Genomic DNA, 25,328 nt, shown 5'->3' with positions numbered 1-25,328 from the left:
GTCATGGCGCAGCGCGGTCCCACCCGGCCCACGGCCCGGATCGAGGAGGCCATCGGCTTCGTCGGGATGTTCGGGGTCCTGTTCCTCGGCGTCACGGTGTTCTCGGAGGTCACCGGCCGGCCGGCCCTCGGCTGGGCGCTCACCCTCCTCGCCTCGGTCCTCGGCGTGGTCGCCCTCGACCGGTGGCGGGTGTCGGTGCTCCGCCGCACGGCGTCGACCGACGGCATCGGCGGGGCCCCCGCGGCACCGGCGGTCCCGGTCCGTCGGACGTCCTCCAGCCCGGACGGACGCGTCCACCGGCACGTCGGGTGGGACGAGCTCGCACCCGCGGGTCGCCGGGCCGTCCGGACGCGCCGGGACGCGGACGCGTTCCACGGGGCGGACCGTGCGCCGACGTCCGCGCGAGCGCAGGCCGGCCCCGTCGCCGACGTGCGGCGGCCGTCGGACCGGTGACGGGCCTCCCGGGCCGGTCCATGGGCATCCAGGAGATCGCGACCGTCACGGGCCTGTCGAAGTCCACGGTCTCCCGCGCACTGCGGGGGATGTCGACGGTCGCGGACACCACGATCGACGAGGTGCGACGGGTCGCCGACGAGCTCGGGTACGTCCCGAGCTCGGCGGCGGCCGGTCTCGCCACCGGACGTCAGCGGGCGATCGGCGTCGTCGTCCCCGTGATCGACCGGTGGTTCTACGTCAAGGCCCTCGGCGGGGTCGACGCCGAGCTGCGGCGGGCCGGCTACGACCTGGTGCTGTACAACCTCGGCGGTCCTGGTGGTGACCGGGACCGGGCGTTCCGCCGTTCGATGCTCCGGCACCGCGTCGACGGGCTCGTGCTGCTCTCGCTCGTGCTCGACGAGACCGAGCGCGCCGAGCTCGAGCTCACACGCCACCCGATGATCGTGATCGGCGGGCCGGCGCCCGGGCTCCGGAACGTCGGCGTGGACGACGTCGTCGTCGCCGCCGTCGCCGTCGATCACCTGTGCGGCCTCGGCCACCGGGACGTGGCGTACGTCGGCGGGCAGGACGAGGCCGGGATGAACGTCGCGGTGCCGTGGCTGCGGCGGGACGGCTTCGTGGACGCGCTGGCTGCACGGGGGATCGCCGTCCGCGAGGACTGGATCCTCGACGGCCGGTTCTCCTTCGCCGGGGGAGCCGACGCCGGAGCGGCGCTCTTCGACCGGACCCGCGGTGCGGCGATCCCGACCGCGGTCTTCTGCGCGTCCGACGAGATGGCGCTCGGGGTGGTCCTCGCCGCACGTCGAGCCGGCCTCGAGGTGCCCGGCGACGTGTCCGTGATGGGCATCGACGGCCACGAGTACGGCGAGGTCGCCGGTCTGACCACGATCGCCCAGGACCCGGTGGCGCAGGGGCGCGTCGCAGCCCGGGCGGTGCTGGAGGAGGTCGACGGCGGCGTCGCGGGCCCGCTGTCGGCGTCGCCGGCACACCTCGTGGTGCGGTCGACGACCGGGCCGGTTCGGCTCCAGGACCCACCGGCCGCGTAGGGTCGCCGGCATGGAGGTCACCAAGCTCGAGCACGCCTGCCAGGTCGTCACCGAGGGCACCGCACGCCTCGTCCTCGACCCGGGTGGCTTCACCCGCCCGGTCGACGTCACCGGGGTCGTCGCCGTGGTCGTCACCCACGAGCACCCCGACCACGTCACGCCCGACCAGGTCCGGCGCATCCTCGACGGCAGTCCCGGAGCCGTCGTCATCGGCCCCGCCGGGGTCGCGCGTGCCCTCGACGGGGTCGTCGCGGTCGACGTCGTCACGGCCGGGGACCGGCGCACCGTCGGCCCGTTCGGCCTCACCTTCCACGGCACGCGGCACAACGTGATCCACTCGAGCGTCCCGGTCGTCGACAACACCGGTGTCCTCGTGAACGGCCGGCTGTTCCACCCCGGTGACTCGTACACCGTCCCCGACGTGCCGGTCGAGGTCCTCGCCGCGCCCGTCGGTGCCCCGTGGCTCAAGGTCGCCGAGATGATGGACTACGTGCTCGCGGTCGCACCCCGGCGGGCCTACCCCGTGCACGAGGCGACCCTGTCCGACGTCGGCCTCGACATGCACACCGGTCGCCTCCGCGAGGCGGTGGAGCCGTCCGGCTCACTCGTCGTGCTGCAGCCGGGCGAATCGTTCACGATCTGAGCGCACATGCCCGCCGCGGCATGGCGGCGCACCCGGGCGACACGCCTCGTTTTGGCACGGCGGACCGCTTGTGCCATACTTGTCGAGTTGTCGGAACGGCCCCATCGTATAGCGGCCTAGTACGTCGCCCTCTCACGGCGGTAACGCGGGTTCGAATCCCGCTGGGGTCACCACAGGTGGCTAGCCTCCGACTCCGGCAACGACCATGACCCCCGCTCCAGGGCGGGGGATTCCCATGTGTGACGGCCCCATCGTATAGCGGCCTAGTACGTCGCCCTCTCACGGCGGTAACGCGGGTTCGAATCCCGCTGGGGTCACACCACCACGAACGCCCTCCGGTCCGCCGGGGGGCGTTTCGTCGTCCACGGGGCTCCGTCGCCGGTGTCAGTCGCCCCCGGTACGGTCGCCGCATGCCCGAAGGCGACTCGGTGTTCCGCCTCGCCGCGCGACTGCGGCAGGTCGACGGTGCGCTCATCCGGTCCGGCGAACTCCGTGGCGGGCCCACTGCCGGTCGCGCGCTCGGCGGCCGCACCGTCGTCGGCCACGCGACCCACGGCAAGCACCTGCTCACGCGGTTCGACGACCGGACGACGCTGCACACGCACATGCGCACGACGGGCTCGTGGACGCTCACCGCACCCGGTCGACGGCTCCCCGCGCACGCCGTGGCCGAGGCTCGGGTGCGGATGGCGTTCGAGGACGGCCGAACGCTGTGGGGCATCGCACTCCCCGTCGTCGAGCACGTCGCCACCGCCGACGAGGCATGCGTGCTCGGACCGCTCGGACCCGACCTGCTGCACGACGACTTCGACCGGGACGCCGCCGTCGCCCGGTTCGCCGTTCGTCCGGGCCGGACGATCCGCGCCGCACTGCTCGACCAGCGCACCGTCGCCGGGCTCGGCAACCTCTGGGTCGGGGAGCTCTGCTTCCTCCGCGGGGTCCACCCCGACACCCCGGTGGAGCGGGTCGACCTGCCGGCGATGCTCGACCTCGCCCGCCGGATGCTCGTGCACTCGGCGACGGTGCCGTCCGCGTACCAGGTCACCACCGGGCGCCCGGGCCGCGGAACCCGCCACTGGGTCGTCGGTCGCGCCGGCCGACCGTGCCTGCGGTGCCGGACGCCCGTCCTGGCACGTGACGACGTCGAGCGCCCCGGATCGCCGCCGCGCCGGGTCTGGTGGTGCCCACGGTGCCAGCCGATCGGCGGGTCGGCCACACTGGGCCGATGACCAGTGTGGTGCAGCTCATCCGGTCCGGTGCCCTCAGCGACGTCGCGGAGTACGCGGACGCCGCGTCCGTCCCCGCAGGCAGCCGGCTCGTCTTCCTCGCCGGAGCCTGCCCGCTCGACGCCGACGGCCGCACGGTGGGCGTGGGCGACGTCCGCGCCCAGGCGGCGCAGTGCGTCGAGAACCTCACGACCGCGCTCGCCGCGGCCGGTGCCGGCGTCACCGACCTCGCGCAGACCCGGGTCCTCGTCGCCTCGACGCGGCAGGCGGACCTCGTGGCGGCGTGGCAGGTCGTCCGCGCCGCGATGGGTGACCACGACGTGCCGAGCACGCTGCTCGGGGTGACCGTCCTCGGGTACGACGACCAGCTCGTCGAGATCGAGGGGATCGCGGCCGTCGCGGACCACCCCGCGCCGACGCGCTAGTCTGATCCCGTCGTCAGACCCGGCAGTGGGGCCTGCCGGACCCAACCGCGGTCACCCGCCAACGGTCCCTATCCCGAGAACACCGCACGCGCGGAGACGATCCGGCGTGCTCGGCGATAGGAGCACCGTGACCGACGACCACCGACGACGCCCGACCGACTCCGGCAGCATCCCGATCGACCCGGACGTCGAGGTCGAGGAGACCGACACCCGTCCGGACCGACCGGTCCACCTCCGCTGGTCCGCCCTCGCCACGGTCGCGGTCGGCGGCGCCCTCGGCACCGGCGTCCGCGCGGTCCTCGCCGAGGCGTTCCCGGCGCACGACGGCGTCAGCTGGGCGGTCCTCGCGATCAACGTCACCGGGGCCTTCGTCCTCGGGCTGCTGCTCGAGGCACTCGCCCACCGCGGGCCGGACGTCGGCAGACGCCGGACCCTCCGGCTGTTCGTCGGCACCGGGGTGCTCGGCGGCTTCACGACCTACAGCACGCTGGCGGACGACACCGCGCAGCTGCTCGACGCCGGACGCTGGGGCGCCGGGAGCGGGTACGCGCTGCTCAGCGTCGCGGCGGGGCTCGTCGCGGTCGTCGCTGGCCTGTGGGTCGCGGCGCTCGTCCGGCCCCGGGCGACCGCCGCACCGGCGCGGTCCGCGGACACCACCGGGGGCGACCGGTGAGCCCCCTCGAACTGCTCCTCGTCGCGGTCGGCGGGGGCGTCGGTGCCGCGCTGCGGTTCGTCCTCGACGGCGCCGTGAAGGCCCGCGTCTCCGGCTTCCCGCTCGGCACCCTCGTCATCAACGTCACCGGATCGCTCGTCCTCGGGGTCCTGACCGGCCTCGGCCAGGCGGGGACGATCCCGCTCGCGTCGGTCGCCGTGCTCGGAACGGGCATGATGGGTGGGTACACGACGTTCTCGACGGCGAGCGTCGAGACCGTACAGCTCCTCCGATCCGGCAAGCCCCGGCTCGCCGTCCTGAACGGCCTCGGGATGCTCGTCGTCTCGGTCGGCGCAGCTGCGCTCGGCCTCTGGCTCGGAAGGAACACATGACCTCGGAACGCCCCGGCGAACTCGTCCTCGTCCGTCACGGAGAGACGGAGTGGTCGAAGAGCGGGCAGCACACCGGCCGCACCGACATCCCGCTCACCGACAACGGCATCGAGCAGGCGAAGCGCGCCGGCCGGTACCTGGCGGACCGCACGTTCGCGCTGGCGCTGTCCAGCCCGCTGCAGCGCGCCCGAGACACGGCCGCCCTGATCGGGCTCGACCCGGAGCTCGACGAGGACCTCTACGAGTGGGACTACGGCGCCTACGAGGGACTCACCACGCCGCAGATCAAGGTGCTCCGGCACGGCCCGTGGGACCTCTGGGCCGATGGAGTCCCCGCGGGTGACACCCCCGGCGAGAACGCCGCCGAGGTCCGGGTGCGCGTGGAGCGGGTGCTCGACCAGGTCCGGCCGGTGCTCGCCGAGGGGCAGGACGCCGTCATCGTCGCGCACGGTCACGTCCTGCGTGCCCTCGGCGCCGCGTGGATCCGGCTCGCCCCCCAGGACGGCGCCGTGCTGAAGCTCGGGACGGCCACCGTCAGCGTCCTCGGCTACGAGCACGGCCGCCCGGTCATCGACGCCTGGAACATCCAGCCGCGCGACTGACGCGGTGGTCCGCCTCGCGGAGGCACGGCGCGGTGGTCGCGACCACGGACGGACGGGAGGCGCGGGTCGGCGCCGCCACGCGCCTCCCGTCCGTCGTCAGCGCCCGTTCCTTCCCATGTCGCACGCGGTGGCGAGCGAAACCGGGCGTACCTGGTCGGAAGGAACGACCAGGTACGCCCGATTCGACCAGGTACGTCGGGCGCGACCGCGCGGGTCAGACGGTGCGGATCGCGCTCGTCGCGCCCAGCGCGCGACCGCGCCGCCGCTCGATCCCACGCCCCACGAACAACAGTGCGACGCTGACGAGCGCTCCGAGGGTGGTCTGCGCGACGCGGTCGAGCGCGAGGAACTCCGGCGCCTCGGGCAGGCTCAGCCACGACACGGCGAGGGCGAGCGGTGTGAGGAAGAGCAGGCACACGGCGTAGTGCCGGGCGACGAAGATCTCGGCGAAGAACTGGCCGACGACGGCGATCACGACGATCCACCACGCCGACGGCTCCAGCAGCAGGATCCCCACGGCGATCACGGTGCCGCCGATCGTGCCGATGAACCGCTGGAAGGCGCGGAACACCGTGTGCCGCTGCCGGAGCGCGGGGAGCGTCGACACGACCGCGATGACCGCCCAGTACGGGTGCCCGAGCCCCGGGATCGTCTCGGCGACGGCCCCGGCGACGAGCGCTCCGACCACGTTGAGGGCCACGGTCTCCCACAGCGCGGGCGTCCGGAGCACCGCGAGCGAACGGTGCTTGCGCTCCGCCAGCGGCCGGAACCGGTGGGGTGCCCGCGGGTGGAGCACCAGCCGGAGCACCGAGCCGGACATCGCCACGAGCCACGCCCACACGACCGAGCAGACGATGATCGTCGCGATGACGGGGACGTCCGCCGGGCGCACCGGGACGAGCGATGACACGAGGAACGCGAACACCGGGAAGATCGGCTGGGCCGGGATCGTGCGGAGCACGCTCAGTGTGCCGACGGCGACGACGAGCACGAGGACCAGCCCCACGGCCTGCATCCAGAGCTGCCCGCCGGCGAGGGCGACCCCGATGCCCGCGGTCATGCACAGTGCCTGCATGCCGCCGGCGACCCCGGTGGTGACCGCGCGCTGCCGGTAGGGCTCGGTGGCGCCGAAGATCGCCGTGAACCCGGCGAACATGGCGAAGGCGGCGTACCCGGGCATGTCGAGGGCGATGAGCAGTGCGAGCGGGGCGCCGCCGGCGACCGCGGCGCGGGCCGCGCCCTCGAGGTTGATGGTCCGGGTCGAGTGCGCAGGGGTCGTCATGTCGTGACCATCTTCCCACCGCGACGGGTGTCGCGGAGTCGGCCCGCGCCTCCAGGCCGCCGGTCGGCGCGGGAGCACGTTGGTATACCAACCTGCTAGACTCGCCGCACCGAACCGCGACAGCGGTTCGTCGACGACAACGAGGAAGGGTCGCACCCGATGGGAAAGACGCTCGCCGAGAAGGTGTGGGACGACCACGTCGTGGTCAAGGGCGAGGACGGCAACCCCGACCTCCTCTACATCGACCTCCACCTCGTGCACGAGGTCACGAGCCCGCAGGCGTTCGACGGCCTGCGCCAGGCCGGTCGGCCGGTGCGCCGCCTCGACCTGACCATCGCGACCGAGGACCACAACACCCCGACGCTCGCGATCGACCGTCCCATCGCGGACCCGACCAGCCGGACCCAGATCGAGACGCTCCGCCGCAACTGCGAGGAGTTCGGCGTCCGCCTGCACTCGCTGGGCGACAAGGAGCAGGGCATCGTCCACGTGGTCGGCCCGCAGCTCGGCCTGACGATGCCGGGCATCACGGTCGTCTGCGGCGACTCGCACACCTCGACCCACGGGGCCTTCGGTGCGATGGCCTTCGGCATCGGCACGAGCGAGGTCGAGCACGTCCTCGCGACCCAGACCCTGCCGCTCAAGCCCTTCAAGACCATGGCGATCACGGTCGAGGGCACCCTCCGACCCGGGGTCACGGCGAAGGACATCATCCTCGCCGTCATCGCGAAGATCGGCACCGGTGGCGGGCAGGGCTACGTGCTCGAGTACCGCGGCTCGGCGATCCGTGCCCTCTCGATGGAGGGCCGCATGACCATCTGCAACATGTCGATCGAGGCCGGTGCCCGTGCCGGCATGGTCGCCCCCGACCAGACCACGTACGACTACGTGCAGGGCCGCGACCACGCGCCCACGGGGCAGGACTGGGACGACGCCGTCGCGTACTGGGACACCCTGTCGACCGACGACGACGCGGTGTTCGACGCCGAGGTGTTCATCGACGCCGACGCCCTCGAGCCCTTCGTCACCTGGGGCACGAACCCCGGTCAGGGCGTCTCGCTCTCCGAGAACGTCCCGGACCCGGCCAGCTACAGCGACCCCAACGACCAGGCCGCAGCGCAGCGTGCCCTCGAGTACATGGACATCGTCGCCGGCACCCCGATGAAGGAGATCGCGGTCGACGCGGTGTTCATGGGCTCGTGCACGAACTCCCGGATCGAGGACCTGCGGGCCTTCGCGTCGGTCATCAAGGGCCGCACGAAGGCCGACGGCGTGCGGGTCATGGTCGTGCCGGGGTCCGCCCGGGTGCGGCTCGAGGCCGAGGCCGAGGGACTCGACAAGGTGTTCACGGACTTCGGTGCCGAGTGGCGGTTCGCCGGCTGCTCGATGTGCCTCGGCATGAACCCCGACCAGCTCGCGCCGGGGGAGCGCTGCGCGAGCACCTCCAACCGCAACTTCGAGGGACGCCAGGGCAAGGGCGGTCGCACCCACCTCGTGTCGCCGCTCGTCGCCGCGGCCACCGCCGTGCGCGGAACGCTCTCCAGCCCGTGGGACCTGGAGACGTCCGAGTCGAACGCCGTCCTGGAAGGGGCACACTGATGGACAAGATCTCGACCGTCACCGGCATCGCGGCACCGCTCGAGCGGTCCAACGTCGACACCGACCAGATCATCCCCGCCGTCTACCTCAAGCGGGTGACGAAGACGGGCTTCGAGGACGCCCTGTTCTCCGGCTGGCGTCAGGACCCCGAGTTCGTGCTGAACCAGCCCGCGTACCAGCGCGCCAAGGTGCTGGTCGCCGGACCGGACTTCGGCACCGGGTCGTCGCGCGAGCACGCCGTCTGGGCGCTCCGCGACTTCGGGTTCCGGGTCGTCATCTCGCCCCGGTTCGCGGACATCTTCAAGGGCAACGCGGGCAAGCAGGGCCTCGTCACCGCGATCGTGACCGAACCGGAAGTCGAGCGGCTCTGGGCCGAGATCGCGGCGAACCCCGGCATCGAGGCGACCGTCGACCTGGTGGCCCAGCGCGTGTCGCTCGGCGAGGTGGACGTCCCGTTCGAGATCGACGCTTACACTCGTTGGCGGTTGATGGAAGGGCTCGACGACATCGGGCTCACCCTCCGTGACGAGACCTCGATCACGGAGTTCGAATCCCGCCGCTCCAGATGGCGGCCGAAGACATTGCCGGTGAAGTAGTGAACTCTCTCGTACAGGACGCAGCGGCCGCAGGGGCGCGCGTGGGCCTCAAGTCGGACGAGATCGTCATCCGCGGGGGCAAGCCGCTCGTGGGACGCATCGAGGTCCGTGGGGCGAAGAACCTCGCGACCAAGGCCATGGTGGCGTCGCTGCTCGGTGACACCCCGTCGATCCTCAAGGACGTCCCGGACATCTCCGACGTCAAGGTCGTCCGCGGGCTGCTCGAGGTGCACGGCGTGCGCATCACCGATCCTGCACGAGGCGAGCTCATCCTCGACCCGTCGAACGTCGAGTCGGCGCACTTCGCCGAGATCGACGCCCATGCCGGCTCGAGCCGCATCCCGATCCTGTTCTGCGGCCCGCTGCTGCACCGGCTCGGCGAGGCGTTCATCCCCGACCTCGGCGGCTGCCGCATCGGCGACCGCCCGATCGACTTCCACCTCGACGCCCTCCGCGCCATGGGTGCGGTCGTCGACAAGCAGGTCAACGGCATCCACCTGACCGCGCCGGACGGCCTCCGGGGCGCGAAGATCGAGCTGCCGTACCCGAGCGTCGGGGCGACGGAGCAGGTGCTGCTCTCGTCGGTCCTCGCCACGGGCGTCACCGAGCTCCGCAACGCCGCGATCGAGCCCGAGATCATGGACCTCATCGCGATCCTGCAGAAGATGGGTGCGATCGTCACGGTCGAGCCGAACCGCACGATCTTCATCGAGGGCGTCGAGTCGCTCCGGGGGTACACCCACCGTGCGATCAACGACCGCAACGAGGCCGCCAGCTGGGCCTCCGCAGCGCTCGCGACCAACGGCGACATCTTCGTCGAGGGCGCGAAGCAGCAGGAGCTCATGACGTTCCTCAACGTCTTCCGCAAGGTCGGCGGCGGGTTCGACATCCAGGAGGACGGCATCCGCTTCTACCGCGAGCGCGAGGTCCTGCGCCCCGTGGTCGTCGAGACGGACGTGCACCCCGGGTTCATGACCGACTGGCAGCAGCCGCTCATCGTGGCGCTGACGCAGGCCGACGGGCAGAGCATCGTGCACGAGACCGTGTACGAGAACCGCTTCGGCTTCACCGATGCGCTGAACGAGATGGGCGCCGACATCGTCGTCCACAAGGAGGGGCTCCCCGGGCACGACCGCCGGGTCGCCCGTCGTCCGTTCGAGCAGGCCGCGGTCATCACCGGCCCGACGACGCTGCACGCGGCGGACGTCCGCGTGCCGGACCTGCGCGGCGGCTTCAGCCACCTCATCGCGGCCCTGACCGCCGAGGGCGAGTCGCGGATCTCCAACGTCGGCATCATCAGCCGCGGCTACGAGCACTTCATCCCGAAGCTCCGCAAGCTCGGCGCCGACTTCGACTTCGCGGGGTAGGCGCGGTGTCGACTCCCGCTGGTGACGGCCAGGAGGCGCGGCGCGCCTTCGCCTCGCAGGTCACCACCGGCATGCCCGTCCCCGGGCGCCGGTGGCGCCGTGGCGAGCTGAACACGGCCTTCCGGATCCTCGCGACCGTGGTCATCCCGACCTTCCGCTTCTCGGCGCGGTACCACTGGCACGGTCCGAACCGGTTGCCGGCCGAGGGCGCGTTCGTGCTCGCACCGAACCACTTCACGAACATCGACCCGCTCGTCGTGGGCACGGCGGTCTGGCTCTCCCGTCGGGCGCCGCGCTTCCTCGCGAAGGCGTCGCTGTTCAAGGTCCCGGTCTTCGGCAAGATCATGTCCGGCATGGGCCAGATCCCCGTCGAGCGTTCCGGGCGCACCCGGCTGAGCGACCCGCTCGGCGGCGGCCGGTCGCTCATCGAGCAGGGCGGCGCGATCATCGTCTACCCCGAGGGCACCCTCACCCGTGACCCGGACCTGTGGCCGATGCGCGGCAAGACCGGTGCGGTGCGGATCGCCCTCGAGAACGACGTCCCGCTCATCCCGATGGCCCACTGGGGCACCCAGAACATCATGGCGCGGTACGGCAAGAAGCTCCGGCTGATCCCGCCGTCCCGCGTGGACGTCATCGTCGGCGACCCCGTCGACCTCTCGCCGTACCGCGGCAAGCCGATCGACCAGCAGACGCTCGTCGCGGCCACCGAGCTCCTGATGCAGCACATCACCGCGCTGCTCGAGGAGATCCGCGGGCAGCAGGCGCCCGAGACCCGCTGGGACCCGGCGGCGAACAACCAGAAGGAGACCGGCCGGTTTGAGTGAGCACGGACCGGGCCTCCGCCCGCACGACGACCACCCGGACCCCGCGGTCGCAGCCCCCGGAGCGGTGGACACGGCCGCGATCCGCGTGGTCATGCAGTCGACCGACAAGCCGCGCGTCGCCGTCATCGGCGCCGGCAGCTGGGGGACCACGTTCGCCAAGGTCCTCGCCGAGGGCGGAGCGTCGACCGTCGTGTGGGCGCGGCGGGCCGAGGTCGCGCGGGAGATCACCGAGACCAAGCGGAACTCGGACTACCTGCCCGGGATCAACCTGCCCCGCACCCTCACCGCGTCGACGTCCCTCGCCGAGGTGCTCGACGGCGCGTCGCAGGTGTACGTGTCGGTGCCGTCGCAGTCCCTGCGCTCGAACCTCGCCGCGATCCGCGAGCTGCTCGCGCCGGACGTCCCCGTCGTCAGCCTGATGAAGGGCGTGGAGAAGGGCACCGGACTCCGCATGAGCGAGGTCCTGCACGAGGGCCTCGGCATCGACCGCGACCGCATCGCGGTGGCGAGCGGCCCGAACCTGGCGCTCGAGATCGCCCGGCGGCAGCCCACCGCGGCCGTCGTGTCGTCGTCGTCGGCCGAGACCGCGAGCGCGGTGGCCGCCGTCGCCACGAACCCGTACTTCCGGTCGTTCATCAACACCGACGTCATCGGCACCGAGTTCGGCGGGGTGCTGAAGAACCTCATCGCCGTCGCGATCGGCATCGTCGACGGTGTCGGCTACGGCGAGAACACCAAGGCGTCCATCATCACCCGGGGTCTGGCCGAGATGACCGACTTCGCGGTGTCGCTCGGCGCGCAGCCGTCGACGCTGTCCGGGCTCGCCGGCCTCGGCGACCTCATCGCGACCTGCCAGTCCCCGCTCTCGCGGAACAACACCGCCGGCCGGCTGCTCGGTCAGGGGTACCGCTTCGACGAGGTCGTCCGGCAGATGAACCAGACCGCAGAGGGGCTGGCGTCGGTCGCACCGATCCTCGAGCTCGCCGCTGCCAACGGCGTCGACATGCCCATCGTGGGGCAGGTCGCCGAGGTCCTCGCCGGTAGGCTCGATCCGCGCAACATCGCGCCGCACCTCACCGAGACCGACGAGCCCCAGGGCGAGTGACCGGTCCGGCCCCGACCACCAAGAGGACTGCCATGCCCACGATCGCCGAGGAGACACCCGTGTCCACGACCACCGTCGCCGTGCTGTTCGGTGGCCGTTCGAGCGAGCACGAGATCAGCTGCGTGACCGCGGGCGGGATCATGGACGTCGTCGACCGGGCCGAGTACGACCTCGTCCCGATCGGCATCACGAAGGACGGCGCGTTCACGCTCCAGTCCGACGACCCGGCGCAGTGGGCGCTGCGGGGCGGCACGCTCCCCACGGTCCCGGACAACGGCACCCGCGTGGCGTTCCCGACCTCGCCCGCGTCGAACGAGCTCGTGGTGTCGCACCCGGACGGATCGGTCTCGACGATCGCCGTCGACATCGTGTTCCCGATCCTGCACGGTCCGTTCGGCGAGGACGGCACCGTCCAGGGCCTCCTCGAGATCGCCGGTCTGCCGTACGTCGGGGACGGGGTGCTCGCCAGCGCCCTGGCCATGGACAAGCACGTCGCCAAGGCGGTCCTCGAGCACGCCGGGCTCCGCGTCGCGCCGTGGACGACGGTGCTCCGGCGCGAGTGGTCGGCCGACCCGGTCGACGTCGCCGAGACGATCGCCGCGCACGGGTGGCCGCTGTTCGTGAAGCCTGCGCGTGCGGGTTCGAGCATGGGTGTGTCCCGCGTGGACGGTCCCGAGGAGCTCGGCGCGGCGATGGACCTGGCGTTCGAGCACGACTCCAAGGTCATCGTCGAGCCCCGCGTGATCGGCCGTGAGGTCGAGGTCGCGGTGCTCGAGGGCCGTGACGGCGTGCCGCGCACGAGCCTGCCGGGCGAGATCGTCGTCGCCGAGGACGGCTTCTACGACTTCCCCTCGAAGTACCTGGGCGGCGACGAGTCGCTGCTCTGCCCGGCCCCGCTGACCGAGGCGGAGACCGACGAGATCCGCTCGATCGGTGCCCGTGCGTTCGAGGCGATCGGCGGCGCCGGCCTCGCCCGGGTCGACTGCTTCCTCACCGACGACGGCTTCGTCGTGAACGAGGTCAACACGATGCCGGGGTTCACGCCGCTGTCGATGTACCCGCGCTGCTGGGCGGCGTCCGGGGTGTCCTACGGCGAGCTCGTCCGCGAACTCATCGAGCTGGGGCGCGCGGCGGTCCGCTGAGGTGCCTGCACCCGCGTGCGGCCGGAGCCGCGCCCGCGGTTCAGCCGGTGACGTGCCCGCGGCTCAGCCGGTGACGTCGGACGGGTCGAGGCAGCGGTGCCCGTCCTTCGGCAGGGTCGACACCGCGTCGGTGACGTCCTGGACGACCTGGTTCGTGGTCTTCGTCGCGTCGATGACGAGCTGGACCGCCGGGGACCGACCGAAGGTCGTGTAGACGATCTGCTTCCCGCGGTCGTCGCGGATCCAGTCGACGTCGCCGAGCGAGAAGCACGGCAGGTCGGACACCGTCGGCACCGCCACGCCGCAGTGGTACAGCGCCACCTCGGGATCGCCCCACGCCGCGGTCGACTGGGCGTTCGTGTTCCGCAGGTCGAACTTCGAGTCGACCGCCGCCGGCAGCCGGACCTGGACGGCGGCGCACGCGGCGGCGTCGGCGGAGGGGGCCGGGGACATCGCGACGGCGTTCGTGCAGCCGGTCAGCCCGGCGGCGACGGCGATCACGACGCCCGCGGTCGCGAGCTTCCGGAGGGGGCGGCGCACGGTGTCCATCGACGTCCAGGCTACCGTTCTCGTGTGGACGCGACGTACGACGCCTGGGCCGGACCGACCGTGGGGGACCTCGGCGAACTCGTCGTCCTCGACCGCATCGTGCGCCGACTGCCGGTCGGGTCGCCGCTGCTCGGTCCCGGGGACGACTGCGCGGTCGTCGCGGCGCCGGACGGCCGGTTCGTGGTGACGACGGACATGATGGTGCACGGACCGGACTTCCGCTGGGCGTGGTCCTCGCCCGAGGACGTCGGGTGGAAGGCTGCGGCGACGAACCTGTCCGACGTGGCCGCGATGGGCGCGGTGCCGACCGGCCTGGTGATCGCCCTCGCGGCGCCGCAGGACACCCCGGTGGCGGTGCTCGAGTCGTTCGCTGACGGGGTGCGGCTGGCCGTGGACGCCCTGGTGCCGGGCTGCGGCGTCGTGGGCGGCGACCTCTCGACGTCGGCGACGTTCACGGTGTCGGTGACGGCGTTCGGGGACCTCGGGGGTCGTGCGCCCGTCGTCCGCTCGGGAGCCCGCCCCGGCGACGTCCTGGCCGTCTCGGGGGAGCTCGGGCCGGCGGCGCGTGGGCTGACGCGGCTCTTCCGCGAGGGCGTCGACGCCGACGGTGAGCCGTCTCGCCGTGCGGCCGTGGCGAGCGGTGCGGACACGGACCCCGACGTCGGACGACAGCGGCGGCCGGTCCCGCCGATCGCGGACGGCCCGGCCGCTGCTGCCGGTGGCGCGACGGCGATGCTCGACCTGTCCGACGGGCTCGCGATCGACGCCGGGCGGCTCGCGCGGGCCAGCCGGGTCACCCTCTCGCTCGACGCCGACCGGTCCGAGGGGACGGCCGTCCTCGACGAGGTGGCGCTGCACGGCGGCGAGGACCACGGGCTGCTCGCCACGTTCCCGCCCGACGTCCCGCTGCCCGGAGGGTTCCGCCGCGTCGGCATCGTCCTCGACCGTGGCGACGACGACCTGGTGCGCGGGGGAGTCCCCGTGCCGACGACCGGCTGGGATCCCTACGCCGACTGGGACGGCGCCGCCGGCTGAGCGGCGTGGCACGCGCGTCGTCCGGCGTGTGTGTCCGGGGCTGCGGGGCGTGCGACATCGTCGACGTCGTACGACGACGACGACGTCGTCGCTGCGCGCGTGCAACTGTTGCGAGCGCGGGTATGCGACATCGTCGACGTCGTACGACAACGACGAAGTCGTCGCTGCGCGCGTGCAACTGTTGCGAGCGCGGGTATGCGACATCACCGATGTCGTACGACGACGACGAAGTCGCACCACAGCGGGCGCGCCACCAGCGAACCCCCGAGGCCGCACCTGCGTCAGGCGGCGGCCACCACGGCCTCCCACGCGACGGTCTCGCCGTAGCTGCGCTTGCTGAAGGCCTCGAGCCCCGCGGGCCACGTCGGCTCGGGGGAGCGTTTGCTCCGCTCGACGACCACGACCGCGGCTGCCGTCAGCCGGGGCACGAGCGTCTCGAGGACCTCGGCGAGCTCGTGCTCGGTCACGTCGTACGGCGGGTCGATGAACACGAGGTCGAAGGTCCGGACGGTCCCGCGCAGGTACCCGAGGACGGGCTGCGGCTGCACGTCGATCCGCACGCCCGGGACCCGCCGCTGCACGGCCTTCGCGTTCGCCCGGCAGGCCTCGGCCGCCGCCGACGCCCGGTCGACCAGCACGACCTCGACCGCACCGCGCGACGCGGCCTCGAGCCCGAGGGCCCCCGTGCCGGCGTACAGGTCCGCGACCGACGTGTCGTCGACGAGCCCACGTGCCTCGAGCGAGGAGAACAGTGCCTCGCGCACGCGGTCGCTCGTCGGTCGGGTGCCGGACTTCGGCACCCGGAGCGTCGTGGAGCCGGCGGCACCGGCGATGATGCGGGTCATGCTGCCACCGTAGCGGGCCGCCGGACGCTCCAGGCGTTCTCCACAGGCGGTCCGGGAGGCGCGGATCGCGTCGGTGCCGCCGGGTACCGTTGACGTGTGGTGACGACCGGAACGACGACCGACGACGCGGTGCCGGACCTCGGCCCCGCCCCGCTCGACGCGCGGCTCGCGAACGTCCTCGGCGGCCGGACCGCGGGTGCGATCGAGAAGGCGTTCGGGTACCGCACCGTCGGTGAGTTCCTCGAGCACGCGCCCCGGCGCTACGCCGAACGCGGTGCGCTGACGGCGCTCGACTCGCTCGCGATCGGCGAGTCGGTGACGATCGTGGCCGAGGTCGTCGACGTCCGGGAACGCACCATGCGTGCTCGTCGCGGCTCGATCCTCGAAGCGAAGATCGGCGACGGCAAGGGGCTCCTCACGCTCACGTTCTTCAACCAGGGCTGGCGCACGAAGGACCTCGTGCCGGGCGCGCGGGGGATCTTCTCGGGCAAGGTCGGCGACTACCGGGGTGCCCGCCAGCTCGCACACCCCGACTACGAGCTCTTCGACCGCGACGACCCCCGGGCGACCGCCGACCCCGAGTCGGAAGAAGCCATCCGGTGGTCGCGCCAGCCGATCCCGATCTACCCGGCGACGTCGACGCTCACCTCGTGGCAGATCGCGAAGTCGATGGCGATCGTGCTCGACACGCTCCCGGACGTCGACGACCCGATCCCCGCGCGCGTCCGGAACCGGCTCGACCTCGTGCCGTTCCGCCGAGCGCTCGAGCTGCTGCACCGCCCCGAGAAGGTCGCGGACTTCAAACGGGCCGAGGATGCCCTCCGCTACCGCGAGGCGTTCGTGCTGCAGACGGCCCTGGTGCAGCGTCGGATCGCGGCCCGCGCGACCGCGGCCACGGCACGGTCCGCCGCACCGGGCGGGATCCTCGAACGCTTCGACCGGGCGCTGCCGTTCACGCTCACCGACGACCAGCGGTCGGTGGGGGCCGAGATCGCCCACGACCTCGCCGGCGACTGGCCGATGCACCGCCTGGTGCAGGGCGAGGTCGGCTCCGGCAAGACCCTCGTGGCGATCCGGGCGATGCTGACGGTCGCCGAGTCCGGTGGGCAGTCCGCGCTGATCGCCCCGACCGAGGTCCTCGCGGCGCAGCACCTCCGGTCGATCGTGAAGTTCCTCGGCCCCGACCTCGCCGCCGAGCTCCGGCCGGTGATCCTCACGGGGTCGCAGTCGACCGACGAACGGCGCCGGGCACTGCTCGCGGCGGCGTCCGGCAGCTCGCGACTCGTGGTCGGCACGCACGCGCTCCTCGGCGACCGGGTCGACTTCGCCGAGCTCGGGCTCGTCGTCGTCGACGAGCAGCACCGGTTCGGCGTGGAGCAGCGCGAGGCCCTCCGCACCAAGGGGGTGACGCCACCGCACGTGCTCGTCCTCACCGCCACGCCGATCCCGCGCACGGTGGCGATGACGGTGTTCGGCGACCTCGACGTCTCGACGATCACCGGGCTGCCCTCCGGACGTGCCGGCGTCGAGACGTTCACGGTCCCGCTCGCCGAGCACCCCGGCTGGGAGTCCCGGATCTGGACCCGCATGGCCGAGGAACTCGCCGACGGTCGTCAGGCGTTCGTGGTGTGCCCGGCGATCGACGACGCCCACGCCGAGGACGACGGCGGACCCGACCCCGAGCCCGACGACGACACGCCGAAGCACGCGCCGGCCACCGTCCTCGCCACGGCGGAGCGGATGCGGACGATGCCGGTGCTCGCCGACCGCCGGATCGAGGTGCTGCACGGCCGCATGTCGGCGGACGAGAAGGACCGCGTGATGACGTCGTTCGCGGCCGGAGCCGTCGACGTGCTCGTCGCGACGACCGTGATCGAGGTCGGGGTCGACGTCCCGAACGCCTCGATGATGGCCGTGCTCGACGCCGACCGCTTCGGCGTCTCGCAGCTCCACCAGCTCCGCGGGCGCATCGGCCGCGGCCAGTACGCCGGCGTGTGCCTGCTCGTGACGACGGCGGAGTCCGAGACCACCTCGCGGGAGCGCGTCGACGCCGTGTCCGCCTCCGACGACGGCTTCGAGCTCGCACGCGTCGACCTCGAGCTCCGGCGCGAGGGGGACGTGCTCGGCGAACGGCAGTCCGGCGGTCGGTCGTCGCTCAACCTGCTGCGCGTCGTGGAGCACGCGGACCTCATCATGGACGCGCGCGAGGAGGCCGAGCGCGTCCTCGGACCCGATCCGCAGCTCGACGGCCACCCGGCGCTCCGCGACGCCCTGGCGCGACGGCTGGACGAGTCCGACGCCGCGTTCCTCGGCAAGAACTGAACGCCGGGTATCGTCGCTGCCATGGCGCAGATCGCGGTGGTCCCCGGTTCGTTCGATCCCGTGACCCTCGGGCACCTCGACGTGATCGGGCGTGCCGCGGGGCTCTTCGACGAGGTGCACGTGCTCGTCGTGCACAACCCCGACAAGCGACCGGCGATGTTCGACGCCGTCGACCGCGTCCGCCTCATCGAGGAATCGCTCGTCGAGACGGGCGTGTCCGACAATGTGCGCGTGGGGGAGTGGACCTCGGGGTTGCTCGTCGACTACTGCCGGCAGGTCGGGGCGAAGGTGCTCGTCAAGGGCGTCCGCTCCGGCGAGGACGTCGCCTACGAGACACCGATGGCGATCATGAACCGGCACCTCGCCGACGTCGAGACGGTGTTCCTGCTGCCGGAGGCCGCGCGTGCGCACGTGTCGAGCTCGCTCATCCGCCAGGTGGCGTCCCTCGGTGGTGACGTCGCCCCGTACGTCCCGGCGGTCGTCGCGGCGGCCCTGCACGCGCACACCGGGCGCTGACCCGCTCGGGACACGCCCGTCCCCGCCTCGACTCGCAGGCCGCAGGGCTGTAGGCTCGTCGATCGTGTCTTCCCACGTGAACAGCCCCTACGCCCTGCGCGTGCGCGACCTCGCGCACCGGCCGGGTGAGATGCGCGAGCACTCGCTCGACATCGAGGTGCCCGATGCGATGGGAGCCGGTGTCATCGCCGTCCGCGAGGGCGCCGAGATGCGCATCGACCTCCGGCTCGAGGGCCTGCACGAGGGCGTCCTGGTCTCCGGGCACGCCAGCGCCGAGGCCGAGGGCGAGTGCTCACGGTGCCTCATCGACATCAGCGAACCCGTCGAGGTCGATTTCGCCGAGCTGTTCGCGTATGATGCCTCGGAGGATTTCGACTTCTTCGTTCACGATGACCACGTGGATTGTGAACAGGTCGTTCGAGATGCGGTGGTGCTGGCGCTGCCGTTCCAGCCGGTCTGCCGACCGGACTGCCCAGGACTCGACCCGGTGACGGGCGAGCGACTGGCCGACATCGGCGAGCAGCGCGCTCACGAGGTCCTGGACCCGCGGTGGGCCGCCCTCGGTGGCCTCACCCTCGACGACGCGACGAGCGGCGGCGAGACCCCGGACACAGCCAGCACGACCACGCCCCAGACCACCGAGGGTCAGGAGCGGTCCGACGCCGACCAGGCCGACTGACCGCCGCCCCTCGCCACTGACCACCGACCAACCGAAAGAGAACCACCATGGCCGTTCCCAAGCGCAAGCAGTCCCGTGCCAACACGCACGCCCGTCGTTCGCAGTGGAAGGCCGCGCCGGTCCAGCTCGTGAAGACGATCGAGAACGGCAAGGTCACCTACAGCCTCCCGCACCGTGCCAAGGTCGTCGAGGACTCCGCCGGCACGCCCCTGTACATGGAGTACAAGGGCCGCAAGGTCGCCGACGTCTGATCGGACCACACGCATGACCGCGACGTCCGGCACCACGGGGTCCCGCCCCGTGGGGCCGGACGTCGTTCGCCTGCAGGGGATCCTCGGGGCCGACATCGACCTCGAGCTCCTGCAGCTCGCCCTCACGCACCGCTCGTACGCGTACGAGCACGGCGGCATCGGGCACAACGAGCGCCTCGAGTTCCTCGGGGACTCGATCCTCGGCCAGGCCGTGACCGTGAAGCTCTACCGGTCCTTCCCCGACCTCGACGAAGGTGACCTCGCCAAGCGGCGTGCGAGCCTGGTGTCGACGGTCGCCCTGGCCGAGATCGCCCGCATGATCGGGCTCGGCGCGTACCTGCGCCTCGGCAAGGGCGAGGAACAGACCGGCGGCCGCGACAAGTCGTCGATCCTCGCCGACACCGTCGAGGCCGTGATCGGCGCGACCTACCTCTCCGCCGGCCCCGACCCCGCGACCGAGCTCGTGCTCCGGCTCGTCGAGCCGCTCCTCGTCGACCCGGACCGCTTCGGCGCCGCGATGGACCCGAAGACCAGCCTGCAGGAACTCGCGTCGAGCCTGTCGCTCGGCAACCCGTCGTACCGCGTGACCGAGGCCGGTCCCGACCACGACAAGACCTTCCACGCGACGGTCGTGCTGCAGGGCGAGGACGTCTCCACCGGCACCGGGTCGAGCAAGAAGACCGCCGAGATGGCGGCAGCGCTCCAGGCGTGGACGCAGCTCTCCGGCCGGGCGGCCTGACCGCGTGCCCGAACTCCCCGAGGTCGAGGTCGTCCGCGCCGGCCTCGAACCCGCCGTCAGCGGCGCGCGGGTCCTGCACGTGGACGTCGTCGACGACCGTGCGCTCACCCGGCACGACGGCCCCGCCGAGGACTTCGCCGAGCGGCTGACCGGTCGCACCATCGCGGCCGCGGTCCGCCGTGGCAAGTTCCTCTGGATGCCCCTGCGGCCCGAGCACGAGGGCGACCGGCCGGAGGCGCTCGTGGCGCACCTCGGCATGAGCGGCCAGATCCTGCTCGGCCGTGGGCGTGAGGCGGCGAAGCACCGCCGCATCCTCCTCGACGTCCAGCCGGCGGCGACCGGCCGCGACGGCACGCCGGAGCCGCCCGTCGAGCTCGAGTTCGTCGACCAGCGCACCTTCGGCTCGATGGCGATCGACGAGATGGTCCCGACGATCGACGGCGCCCCCGCCGGGTCAGCGGGGCACGTCGACGAGACCGATCCGGACGCCGTGTGGCGCCGGAGCATCCCGAAGCAGGTCTCGCACATCGCCCGCGACCCGCTCGACCCCGCGTTCGACGACGACCGCTTCATCGCCGCGGCCCGGAAGCGGTCGAGCGGCATCAAGCGGATCCTGCTCGACCAGGGGGTCGTGAGCGGCATCGGCAACATCTACGCGGACGAGTCCCTCTGGGCCGCGAAGCTGCACTACGACCGACCGGCGGAGCGATTGACGCGCGGCGACCTCCGTGGTCTGCTGGCCGAGGTCCGGCACGTGCTCGGCCGGGCGCTCGAGGACGGCGGCACGAGCTTCGACGCGCAGTACGTCAACGTGAACGGGCAGTCCGGGTACTTCTCGCAGCGACTCAACGTCTACGGACAGCAGGGGAAGCCGTGTCCCCGGTGCGGCACGACGATCGTGCGCGAGGCCTTCATGAACCGGTCGAGCCACATCTGCCCCGTGTGCCAACCGCGTCCACGCCCGCGCACGCGTTAGCCTGACGCCCAACCAGAGCATCCGGAGACCGCATGTACTTGAAGAGCCTGACGATCAAGGGGTTCAAGTCCTTCGCGCAGCCGACGACGTTCGCGTTCGAGCCCGGCGTGACGTGCATCGTCGGGCCGAACGGCTCGGGCAAGTCCAACGTGGTGGACGCCCTCGCCTGGGTGATGGGGGAGCAGGGCGCGAAGACGCTCCGCGGCGGCAAGATGGAGGACGTCATCTTCGCCGGCACCTCGACGCGGGGGCCGCTCGGGCGCGCGCAGGTGCTCCTGACCATCGACAACGCCGACGGGTTGCTCCCCATCGAGTACTCCGAGGTGACGATCTCGCGCACGCTCTTCCGCAACGGGGGCAGCGAGTACGCGATCAACGGCGAGAACTGCCGCCTGCTCGACGTCCAGGAGCTCCTGAGCGACACCGGCCTCGGCCGTGAGATGCACGTCATCGTCGGCCAGGGCCAGCTCGACAAGGTCCTGCACGCCACCCCCGAGGACCGCCGCGGCTTCATCGAGGAGGCCGCAGGCATCCTGAAGCACCGTCGCCGCAAGGAGAAGACCCTCCGCAAGCTCGACGCGATGCAGACGAACCTGACGCGGCTGTCCGACCTCGCGGGGGAGATCCGCCGCCAGCTGAAGCCGCTCGGTCGCCAGGCCGAGGTCGCCCGCAAGGCCCAGTCCGTCGCCGCGGTCGCCCGTGACGCCAAGGCCCGCATCCTCGCCGACGAGGTCGTCCGCCTCCGCCGCGAGCTCCACGAGCACCAGGAGGTCGAGGCCGGCCGCAAGTCCGAGCGCATCGTGCTGCAGGAGCGTCTCGATCAGACCCGTGCCCGTCAGCAGCACGTCGAGCAGAGCATGGTCGGCGACGACGTGGACCGCGCCCGCACCGTCGTGCACCGGCTGGAGAGCGTGCAGGAGCGGCTCCGCGGGCTGTCGAGCCTGGCGAACCAGCGGCTGATGTTCCTCGCGCAGCAGGCGGACGCTCCACAGCAGGGGCCGACGATCACCCCGGAGCAGGTGCAGGGCGTGCGGGACGAGGCCGACCGGCTCGAGGCCCAGGCCGCCGACATGGCGGGCGGCACGGCCCTGGCGGCGCAGCGCGTGCAGGCCGCCCGCGCGGCCCTCGACGCCCTCGACGAGCGGATCGCCGCCCAGGCTGCGCTCGTCTCGCAGCACGACCTCGAGGCCCAGCGCCTCGCCTCGGCGGTGGACGTCGCGACCTCGAAGCGCCAGTCCGCGGTGGCCGACCGGGAACGTCGTGAGCGCGCCCTGGCCGAGGCCGGGGACCGCGCGGACCGTGCCGCGGCCGCCCTCGCCGAACTCGGGACCGACCCCTCCGAGGGCGTCGACGAGGAGGCGATGACCACGGCGCTCGACGCCGCACGCGAGCAGCAGGAGGCGGCCCAGGCCGCGCGCGACGAACTCCGCGACCGCCTGCACGCCCTCGAACGCGAACGGGACGCCCTCGACGCCCGTGTCGCCGCCCTCGGCATGTCGATCGCCGTCCGCGACGGATCGCAGGCGCTCATCGACGCCGGTCGCGACGGCATCGTCGGTCGCCTCGCTGACCGGCTGACCGTGATCCCCGGGTTCGAGGGGGCGATCGCGATCGCCCTCGACGGCCTCGCCGACGCCGTGCTCGCCGACGACCGGACCGTCGCCCTCGACGCCGTGGCACACGCCCGCGCCGAGGACATCGGCCGCATCGACGTGGTGGTCGCCGACGCCGGTGCCCTGCCGTCGGACCTGCCGACGCGACTGCCGGCCGGTGTCCGACGCGCGCTCGACCTCGTCGACGGGCCGCCGGCGATCGCCGCGATCCTGCGGGACACGCTCGTCGCGGACACCGACGCGGTCGACCTCGAGGCAGTGCTCGCCGCCGCCCCGCAGGCCACGGTGGTCACGCGCTCCGGTGACCTCGTGCGCGCGGTCCGCGTGACCGGCGGCGGGGAGCGCGTGACCTCGCGCATCGAGCTCGTCGCCGAGCGCGACGACGCCGTCACCCGCCGCGAAGCGATCGCGCGGGACGCCGAGGACCAGGCCACGCGCCTCCGGGCCGCCCGCACCGCCGTCGAGGAGACCCGTCGTGTCGCCGACGAGGCGGACGCCGCCTCGCGCGCGCACGCCCGAGCGAAGGCGGACTACGACCGGACGAGCGCGTCCACCCGCGCGAAGGTGGAGAACGCCGCGGCCGAGGTCGAGCGACTCCGCGCGGCCCTCGCCGAGACGGACGGTGCGACCTCGTCGGCCGAGGCGGTCCTGGCCGAGACGGAACGCGCACGTCAGGAGTTCGCCGACCGCCCCCGACCCGTCGTCGACGCGTCGGAGCGACCCGCGCTGCAGGACGCGCTCGAGGCCGCTCGCGCCGCCGAGATCGAGCAGCGCATCCAGGTCGAGACCGTCCGTGAGCGGGTGCGCGCGGAGCGGAGCCGCGCCGACCAGCTGGCGCGGCAGCTCGAGGCGGAGCGTGCCGCGGCTGCCGAGGCGGCCCGGCTCGCCGTCATCCGTCGCGGGCAGATCGCGGTCGCCGAGCACGTGCTGGCCGACCTGCCCGGACTGCTCGGCGCGGTGGACCGATCGCTCGCCGAGGCCCGCGTCCAGCTCGCCACCGAGGAGTCCGAGCGGTCGAAGCGGAACACCGAGCTGCAGACGATCCGGAACGAGGAGCGCGAACTCCGCGACCGCCTGCAGTCGATCACCGACGGCGTGCACTCGCTCGAGATGGAGATCTACGAGAAGAAGTTGCACGTGTCCGGCGTGCTCGACCGGGCGCAGAGCGAGCTGGGGCTGGTCGAGGCCGTGCTGGTCGCCGAGTACGGCCCGCACGTGCCGGTGCCGGTGGACGTCCTGATCGACCCCCGCGTCCTCGCGCGGAAGCACCGCGACGCCGAGCGTGCGGCCGCTGCCGCGGCCCTGGACGCCATCGCGCCGGACGCGACCGTGGCCGACGGGGCCGAGCCGCGCCTCCCGTCCGACGACTCGCCGACCGGCGCCGACCCCGTCTCCGACGTCGACCCGACCGCCGACGGCGACGCCGACGGGGACCTGCCCGAACTGGTGGACGCCGAGTCGACGCTGCCCGGTGGCCCCGCACTGCCCGAGTTCGACGCCACCGACGACGTCGACCCCGCGGACGTCGAGACCGTGCCGTACGTGCGCGCGGAGCAGGAGCGGCGGCTGAAGGCGGCCGAACGCGACCTCGGCCAGCTCGGCAAGGTGAACCCGCTCGCGCTCGAGGAGTTCCAGGCGCTCGAGCAGCGGCACGCCTTCCTGGCCGAGCAGCTCGAGGACCTGCAGAAGACCCGCACCGATCTCATGACGATCATCGACGAGCTCGACCGGAAGATGCAGACGATCTTCGAGTCCGCGTTCGACGACACGAAGGAGGCGTTCGACGTCATCTTCCCGATCCTCTTCCCCGGGGGCTCCGGGTCGATCACGCTGACGAACCCCGACGACCTGCTGCACACGGGCATCGAGGTGCAGGTGAAGCCCGCCGGCAAGAAGATCGACCGGCTGACGCTGCTGTCCGGTGGCGAGCGGTCGCTGGCGGCGGTGGCGCTCCTCGTGGCGATCTTCACCGCCCGGCCGTCGCCGTTCTACATCATGGACGAGGTCGAGGCGGCGCTCGACGACGCCAACCTCGGGCGGCTCCTGAGCGTCTTCGAGCGGCTCCGGGCGTCGTCGCAGCTCATCGTGATCACGCACCAGAAGCGCACGATGGAGATCGCGGACGCGCTCTACGGCGTCTCGATGCGGCAGGACGGCGTGTCCGCCGTGGTCGGGCAGCGGGTGCAGCAGCGGTCGGCCGAGCCGGAGCCGGAGGTCGCTGTCGCATAGCGCGGCGCGTTTCGCGCTGAGCGACAGTTCACGCGCTCCGGAGCGCGTGAACTGTCGCTCAGGCCGAAACCGGGCGTGCGCGGCGGACGCGCGGGACCACCGACGGACGGGAGGCGGGGGGGGCGCGGGGCCCCCCCCCCCCCCCCGGGCGGGGGGGGGGGGGGGGGGGGCGGTGCCGCGGGGGGGGGGCCCCACAACCGGCGGGGCGGTGCGG

Annotated in this window: 25 protein-coding genes and 2 tRNA genes; 24 read left to right on the top strand and 3 right to left on the bottom strand. The window is 72.7% G+C overall.

Annotation, left to right across the window (positions count from 1 at the left end; genetic code table 11):
* Window positions 1–3: 3 nt before the first annotated feature.
* The 10 genes from ACIQUC_RS04630 to ACIQUC_RS04585 all read left to right on the top strand — a co-directional run bounded on the left by ACIQUC_RS04630 (window position 4) and on the right by ACIQUC_RS04585 (window position 5,442).
* A complete protein-coding gene (locus ACIQUC_RS04630; protein WP_022906285.1) occupies window positions 4–453 on the top strand; it encodes a hypothetical protein in 450 nt (149 codons plus the stop codon).
* Window positions 450–1,502, top strand: a complete 1,053-nt coding sequence (locus tag ACIQUC_RS04625; protein WP_022906286.1) for a LacI family DNA-binding transcriptional regulator — start codon at window positions 450–452, stop codon at window positions 1,500–1,502. The genes ACIQUC_RS04630 and ACIQUC_RS04625 overlap by 4 nt, the downstream gene beginning before the upstream one ends.
* A 10-nt stretch (window positions 1,503–1,512) precedes the next feature.
* Window positions 1,513–2,145 carry an MBL fold metallo-hydrolase gene (locus ACIQUC_RS04620; protein ID WP_402263736.1) on the top strand — a complete coding sequence of 211 codons (633 nt, stop codon included), beginning with the start codon at window positions 1,513–1,515 and terminating at the stop codon, window positions 2,143–2,145.
* 97 nt (window positions 2,146–2,242) lie between these two features.
* Window positions 2,243–2,318: transfer RNA gene (locus ACIQUC_RS04615), tRNA-Glu, on the top strand.
* A 71-nt stretch (window positions 2,319–2,389) separates the two neighbouring features.
* Window positions 2,390–2,462, top strand: a tRNA-Glu gene (locus ACIQUC_RS04610).
* Window positions 2,463–2,555: 93 nt separating this feature from the next.
* Entirely contained in the window at window positions 2,556–3,374 is an 819-nt protein-coding gene (locus ACIQUC_RS04605; protein ID WP_402263733.1) for a DNA-formamidopyrimidine glycosylase family protein, read from the top strand.
* Window positions 3,371–3,796: a RidA family protein gene (locus ACIQUC_RS04600; RefSeq protein ID WP_031261747.1), complete on the top strand. Its 426-nt coding sequence runs from the start codon at window positions 3,371–3,373 to the stop codon at window positions 3,794–3,796. Before ACIQUC_RS04605 ends, ACIQUC_RS04600 begins: the two co-directional genes overlap by 4 nt.
* Window positions 3,797–3,923: 127 nt before the next feature.
* Window positions 3,924–4,469 carry a fluoride efflux transporter FluC gene (locus tag ACIQUC_RS04595; RefSeq protein ID WP_402263730.1) on the top strand — a complete coding sequence of 182 codons (546 nt, stop codon included), beginning with the start codon at window positions 3,924–3,926 and terminating at the stop codon, window positions 4,467–4,469.
* Window positions 4,466–4,840 carry a fluoride efflux transporter CrcB gene (gene crcB / locus ACIQUC_RS04590; RefSeq protein ID WP_022906291.1) on the top strand — a complete coding sequence of 125 codons (375 nt, stop codon included), beginning with the start codon at window positions 4,466–4,468 and terminating at the stop codon, window positions 4,838–4,840. The genes ACIQUC_RS04595 and crcB overlap by 4 nt, the downstream gene beginning before the upstream one ends.
* The gene (locus ACIQUC_RS04585; protein ID WP_031261749.1) at window positions 4,837–5,442 is read left to right on the top strand and encodes a histidine phosphatase family protein; all 606 of its coding nucleotides are present in this window, start codon (window positions 4,837–4,839) and stop codon (window positions 5,440–5,442) included. The genes crcB and ACIQUC_RS04585 overlap by 4 nt, the downstream gene beginning before the upstream one ends.
* 214 nt (window positions 5,443–5,656) lie before the next feature.
* Here the strand turns inward: ACIQUC_RS04585 and ACIQUC_RS04580 are convergent, their stop codons facing one another.
* Complete coding sequence (locus ACIQUC_RS04580; RefSeq protein WP_402263726.1) at window positions 5,657–6,724, bottom strand: FUSC family protein; 1,068 nt, start codon at window positions 6,722–6,724, stop codon at window positions 5,657–5,659.
* Window positions 6,725–6,883: 159 nt separating this feature from the next.
* Between ACIQUC_RS04580 and leuC the strand changes: the two genes are divergently transcribed.
* The 6 genes from leuC (at window position 6,884) to ACIQUC_RS04550 (ending at window position 13,360) form a co-directional block, all read left to right on the top strand.
* Window positions 6,884–8,323 (top strand): 3-isopropylmalate dehydratase large subunit, encoded by a 1,440-nt coding sequence (leuC, locus tag ACIQUC_RS04575; protein WP_402263723.1) that lies wholly within the window; start codon window positions 6,884–6,886, stop codon window positions 8,321–8,323.
* Entirely contained in the window at window positions 8,323–8,919 is a 597-nt protein-coding gene (leuD, locus tag ACIQUC_RS04570) for a 3-isopropylmalate dehydratase small subunit (protein WP_402263720.1), read from the top strand. The genes leuC and leuD overlap by 1 nt, the downstream gene beginning before the upstream one ends.
* Window positions 8,919–10,286, top strand: coding sequence for a UDP-N-acetylglucosamine 1-carboxyvinyltransferase (murA, locus tag ACIQUC_RS04565; RefSeq protein ID WP_402263717.1), 1,368 nt, complete (start codon window positions 8,919–8,921; stop codon window positions 10,284–10,286). Before leuD ends, murA begins: the two co-directional genes overlap by 1 nt.
* 5 nt (window positions 10,287–10,291) lie before the next feature.
* A complete protein-coding gene (locus ACIQUC_RS04560; RefSeq protein WP_402263714.1) occupies window positions 10,292–11,113 on the top strand; it encodes a lysophospholipid acyltransferase family protein in 822 nt (273 codons plus the stop codon).
* A 91-nt stretch (window positions 11,114–11,204) separates the two neighbouring features.
* Window positions 11,205–12,218: an NAD(P)H-dependent glycerol-3-phosphate dehydrogenase gene (locus ACIQUC_RS04555; protein ID WP_402263851.1), complete on the top strand. Its 1,014-nt coding sequence runs from the start codon at window positions 11,205–11,207 to the stop codon at window positions 12,216–12,218.
* 32 nt (window positions 12,219–12,250) lie between these two features.
* Window positions 12,251–13,360, top strand: a complete 1,110-nt coding sequence (locus tag ACIQUC_RS04550) for a D-alanine--D-alanine ligase family protein (RefSeq protein WP_402263712.1) — start codon at window positions 12,251–12,253, stop codon at window positions 13,358–13,360.
* Window positions 13,361–13,423: 63 nt separating this feature from the next.
* Here ACIQUC_RS04550 and ACIQUC_RS04545 read toward each other — a convergent pair whose 3' ends face one another.
* Window positions 13,424–13,909 (bottom strand): DUF3515 family protein, encoded by a 486-nt coding sequence (locus ACIQUC_RS04545; RefSeq protein WP_031260804.1) that lies wholly within the window; start codon window positions 13,907–13,909, stop codon window positions 13,424–13,426.
* A 24-nt stretch (window positions 13,910–13,933) separates the two neighbouring features.
* Between ACIQUC_RS04545 and thiL the strand changes: the two genes are divergently transcribed.
* Window positions 13,934–14,944, top strand: coding sequence for a thiamine-phosphate kinase (thiL, locus tag ACIQUC_RS04540; RefSeq protein ID WP_402263709.1), 1,011 nt, complete (start codon window positions 13,934–13,936; stop codon window positions 14,942–14,944).
* Window positions 14,945–15,225: 281 nt separating this feature from the next.
* On the opposite strand, the gene ACIQUC_RS04535 is transcribed toward thiL, so the two are convergent.
* Window positions 15,226–15,789, bottom strand: coding sequence for an RsmD family RNA methyltransferase (locus tag ACIQUC_RS04535; protein WP_031260807.1), 564 nt, complete (start codon window positions 15,787–15,789; stop codon window positions 15,226–15,228).
* Window positions 15,790–15,888: 99 nt separating this feature from the next.
* Between ACIQUC_RS04535 and ACIQUC_RS04530 the strand changes: the two genes are divergently transcribed.
* The 7 genes from ACIQUC_RS04530 to ACIQUC_RS04500 all read left to right on the top strand — a co-directional run bounded on the left by ACIQUC_RS04530 (window position 15,889) and on the right by ACIQUC_RS04500 (window position 25,114).
* Window positions 15,889–18,111, top strand: a complete 2,223-nt coding sequence (locus ACIQUC_RS04530; protein ID WP_402263849.1) for an ATP-dependent DNA helicase RecG — start codon at window positions 15,889–15,891, stop codon at window positions 18,109–18,111.
* Between the two features lie 21 nt (window positions 18,112–18,132).
* Entirely contained in the window at window positions 18,133–18,627 is a 495-nt protein-coding gene (coaD, locus tag ACIQUC_RS04525) for a pantetheine-phosphate adenylyltransferase (protein ID WP_022905228.1), read from the top strand.
* A 76-nt stretch (window positions 18,628–18,703) separates the two neighbouring features.
* Window positions 18,704–19,306, top strand: coding sequence for a DUF177 domain-containing protein (locus tag ACIQUC_RS04520; protein WP_042723422.1), 603 nt, complete (start codon window positions 18,704–18,706; stop codon window positions 19,304–19,306).
* Between the two features lie 47 nt (window positions 19,307–19,353).
* Window positions 19,354–19,557 (top strand): 50S ribosomal protein L32, encoded by a 204-nt coding sequence (rpmF, locus tag ACIQUC_RS04515; RefSeq protein ID WP_022905230.1) that lies wholly within the window; start codon window positions 19,354–19,356, stop codon window positions 19,555–19,557.
* Window positions 19,558–19,570: 13 nt separating this feature from the next.
* Window positions 19,571–20,296 carry a ribonuclease III gene (gene rnc, locus ACIQUC_RS04510; RefSeq protein ID WP_402263704.1) on the top strand — a complete coding sequence of 242 codons (726 nt, stop codon included), beginning with the start codon at window positions 19,571–19,573 and terminating at the stop codon, window positions 20,294–20,296.
* Between the two features lie 4 nt (window positions 20,297–20,300).
* Window positions 20,301–21,272, top strand: coding sequence for a bifunctional DNA-formamidopyrimidine glycosylase/DNA-(apurinic or apyrimidinic site) lyase (gene mutM / locus ACIQUC_RS04505; protein WP_402263702.1), 972 nt, complete (start codon window positions 20,301–20,303; stop codon window positions 21,270–21,272).
* A gap of 32 nt (window positions 21,273–21,304) precedes the next feature.
* Window positions 21,305–25,114, top strand: a complete 3,810-nt coding sequence (locus ACIQUC_RS04500) for an AAA family ATPase (protein WP_402263699.1) — start codon at window positions 21,305–21,307, stop codon at window positions 25,112–25,114.
* The last annotated feature ends 214 nt before the right edge of the window (window positions 25,115–25,328 follow it).

Source organism: Curtobacterium sp. NPDC098951, assembly GCF_044759965.1.
Lineage (GTDB): Bacteria > Actinomycetota > Actinomycetes > Actinomycetales > Microbacteriaceae > Curtobacterium.
The sequence above is the reverse complement of the archived record's forward strand: the minus strand, read 5'-3'. Positions and strand labels throughout refer to the sequence as shown.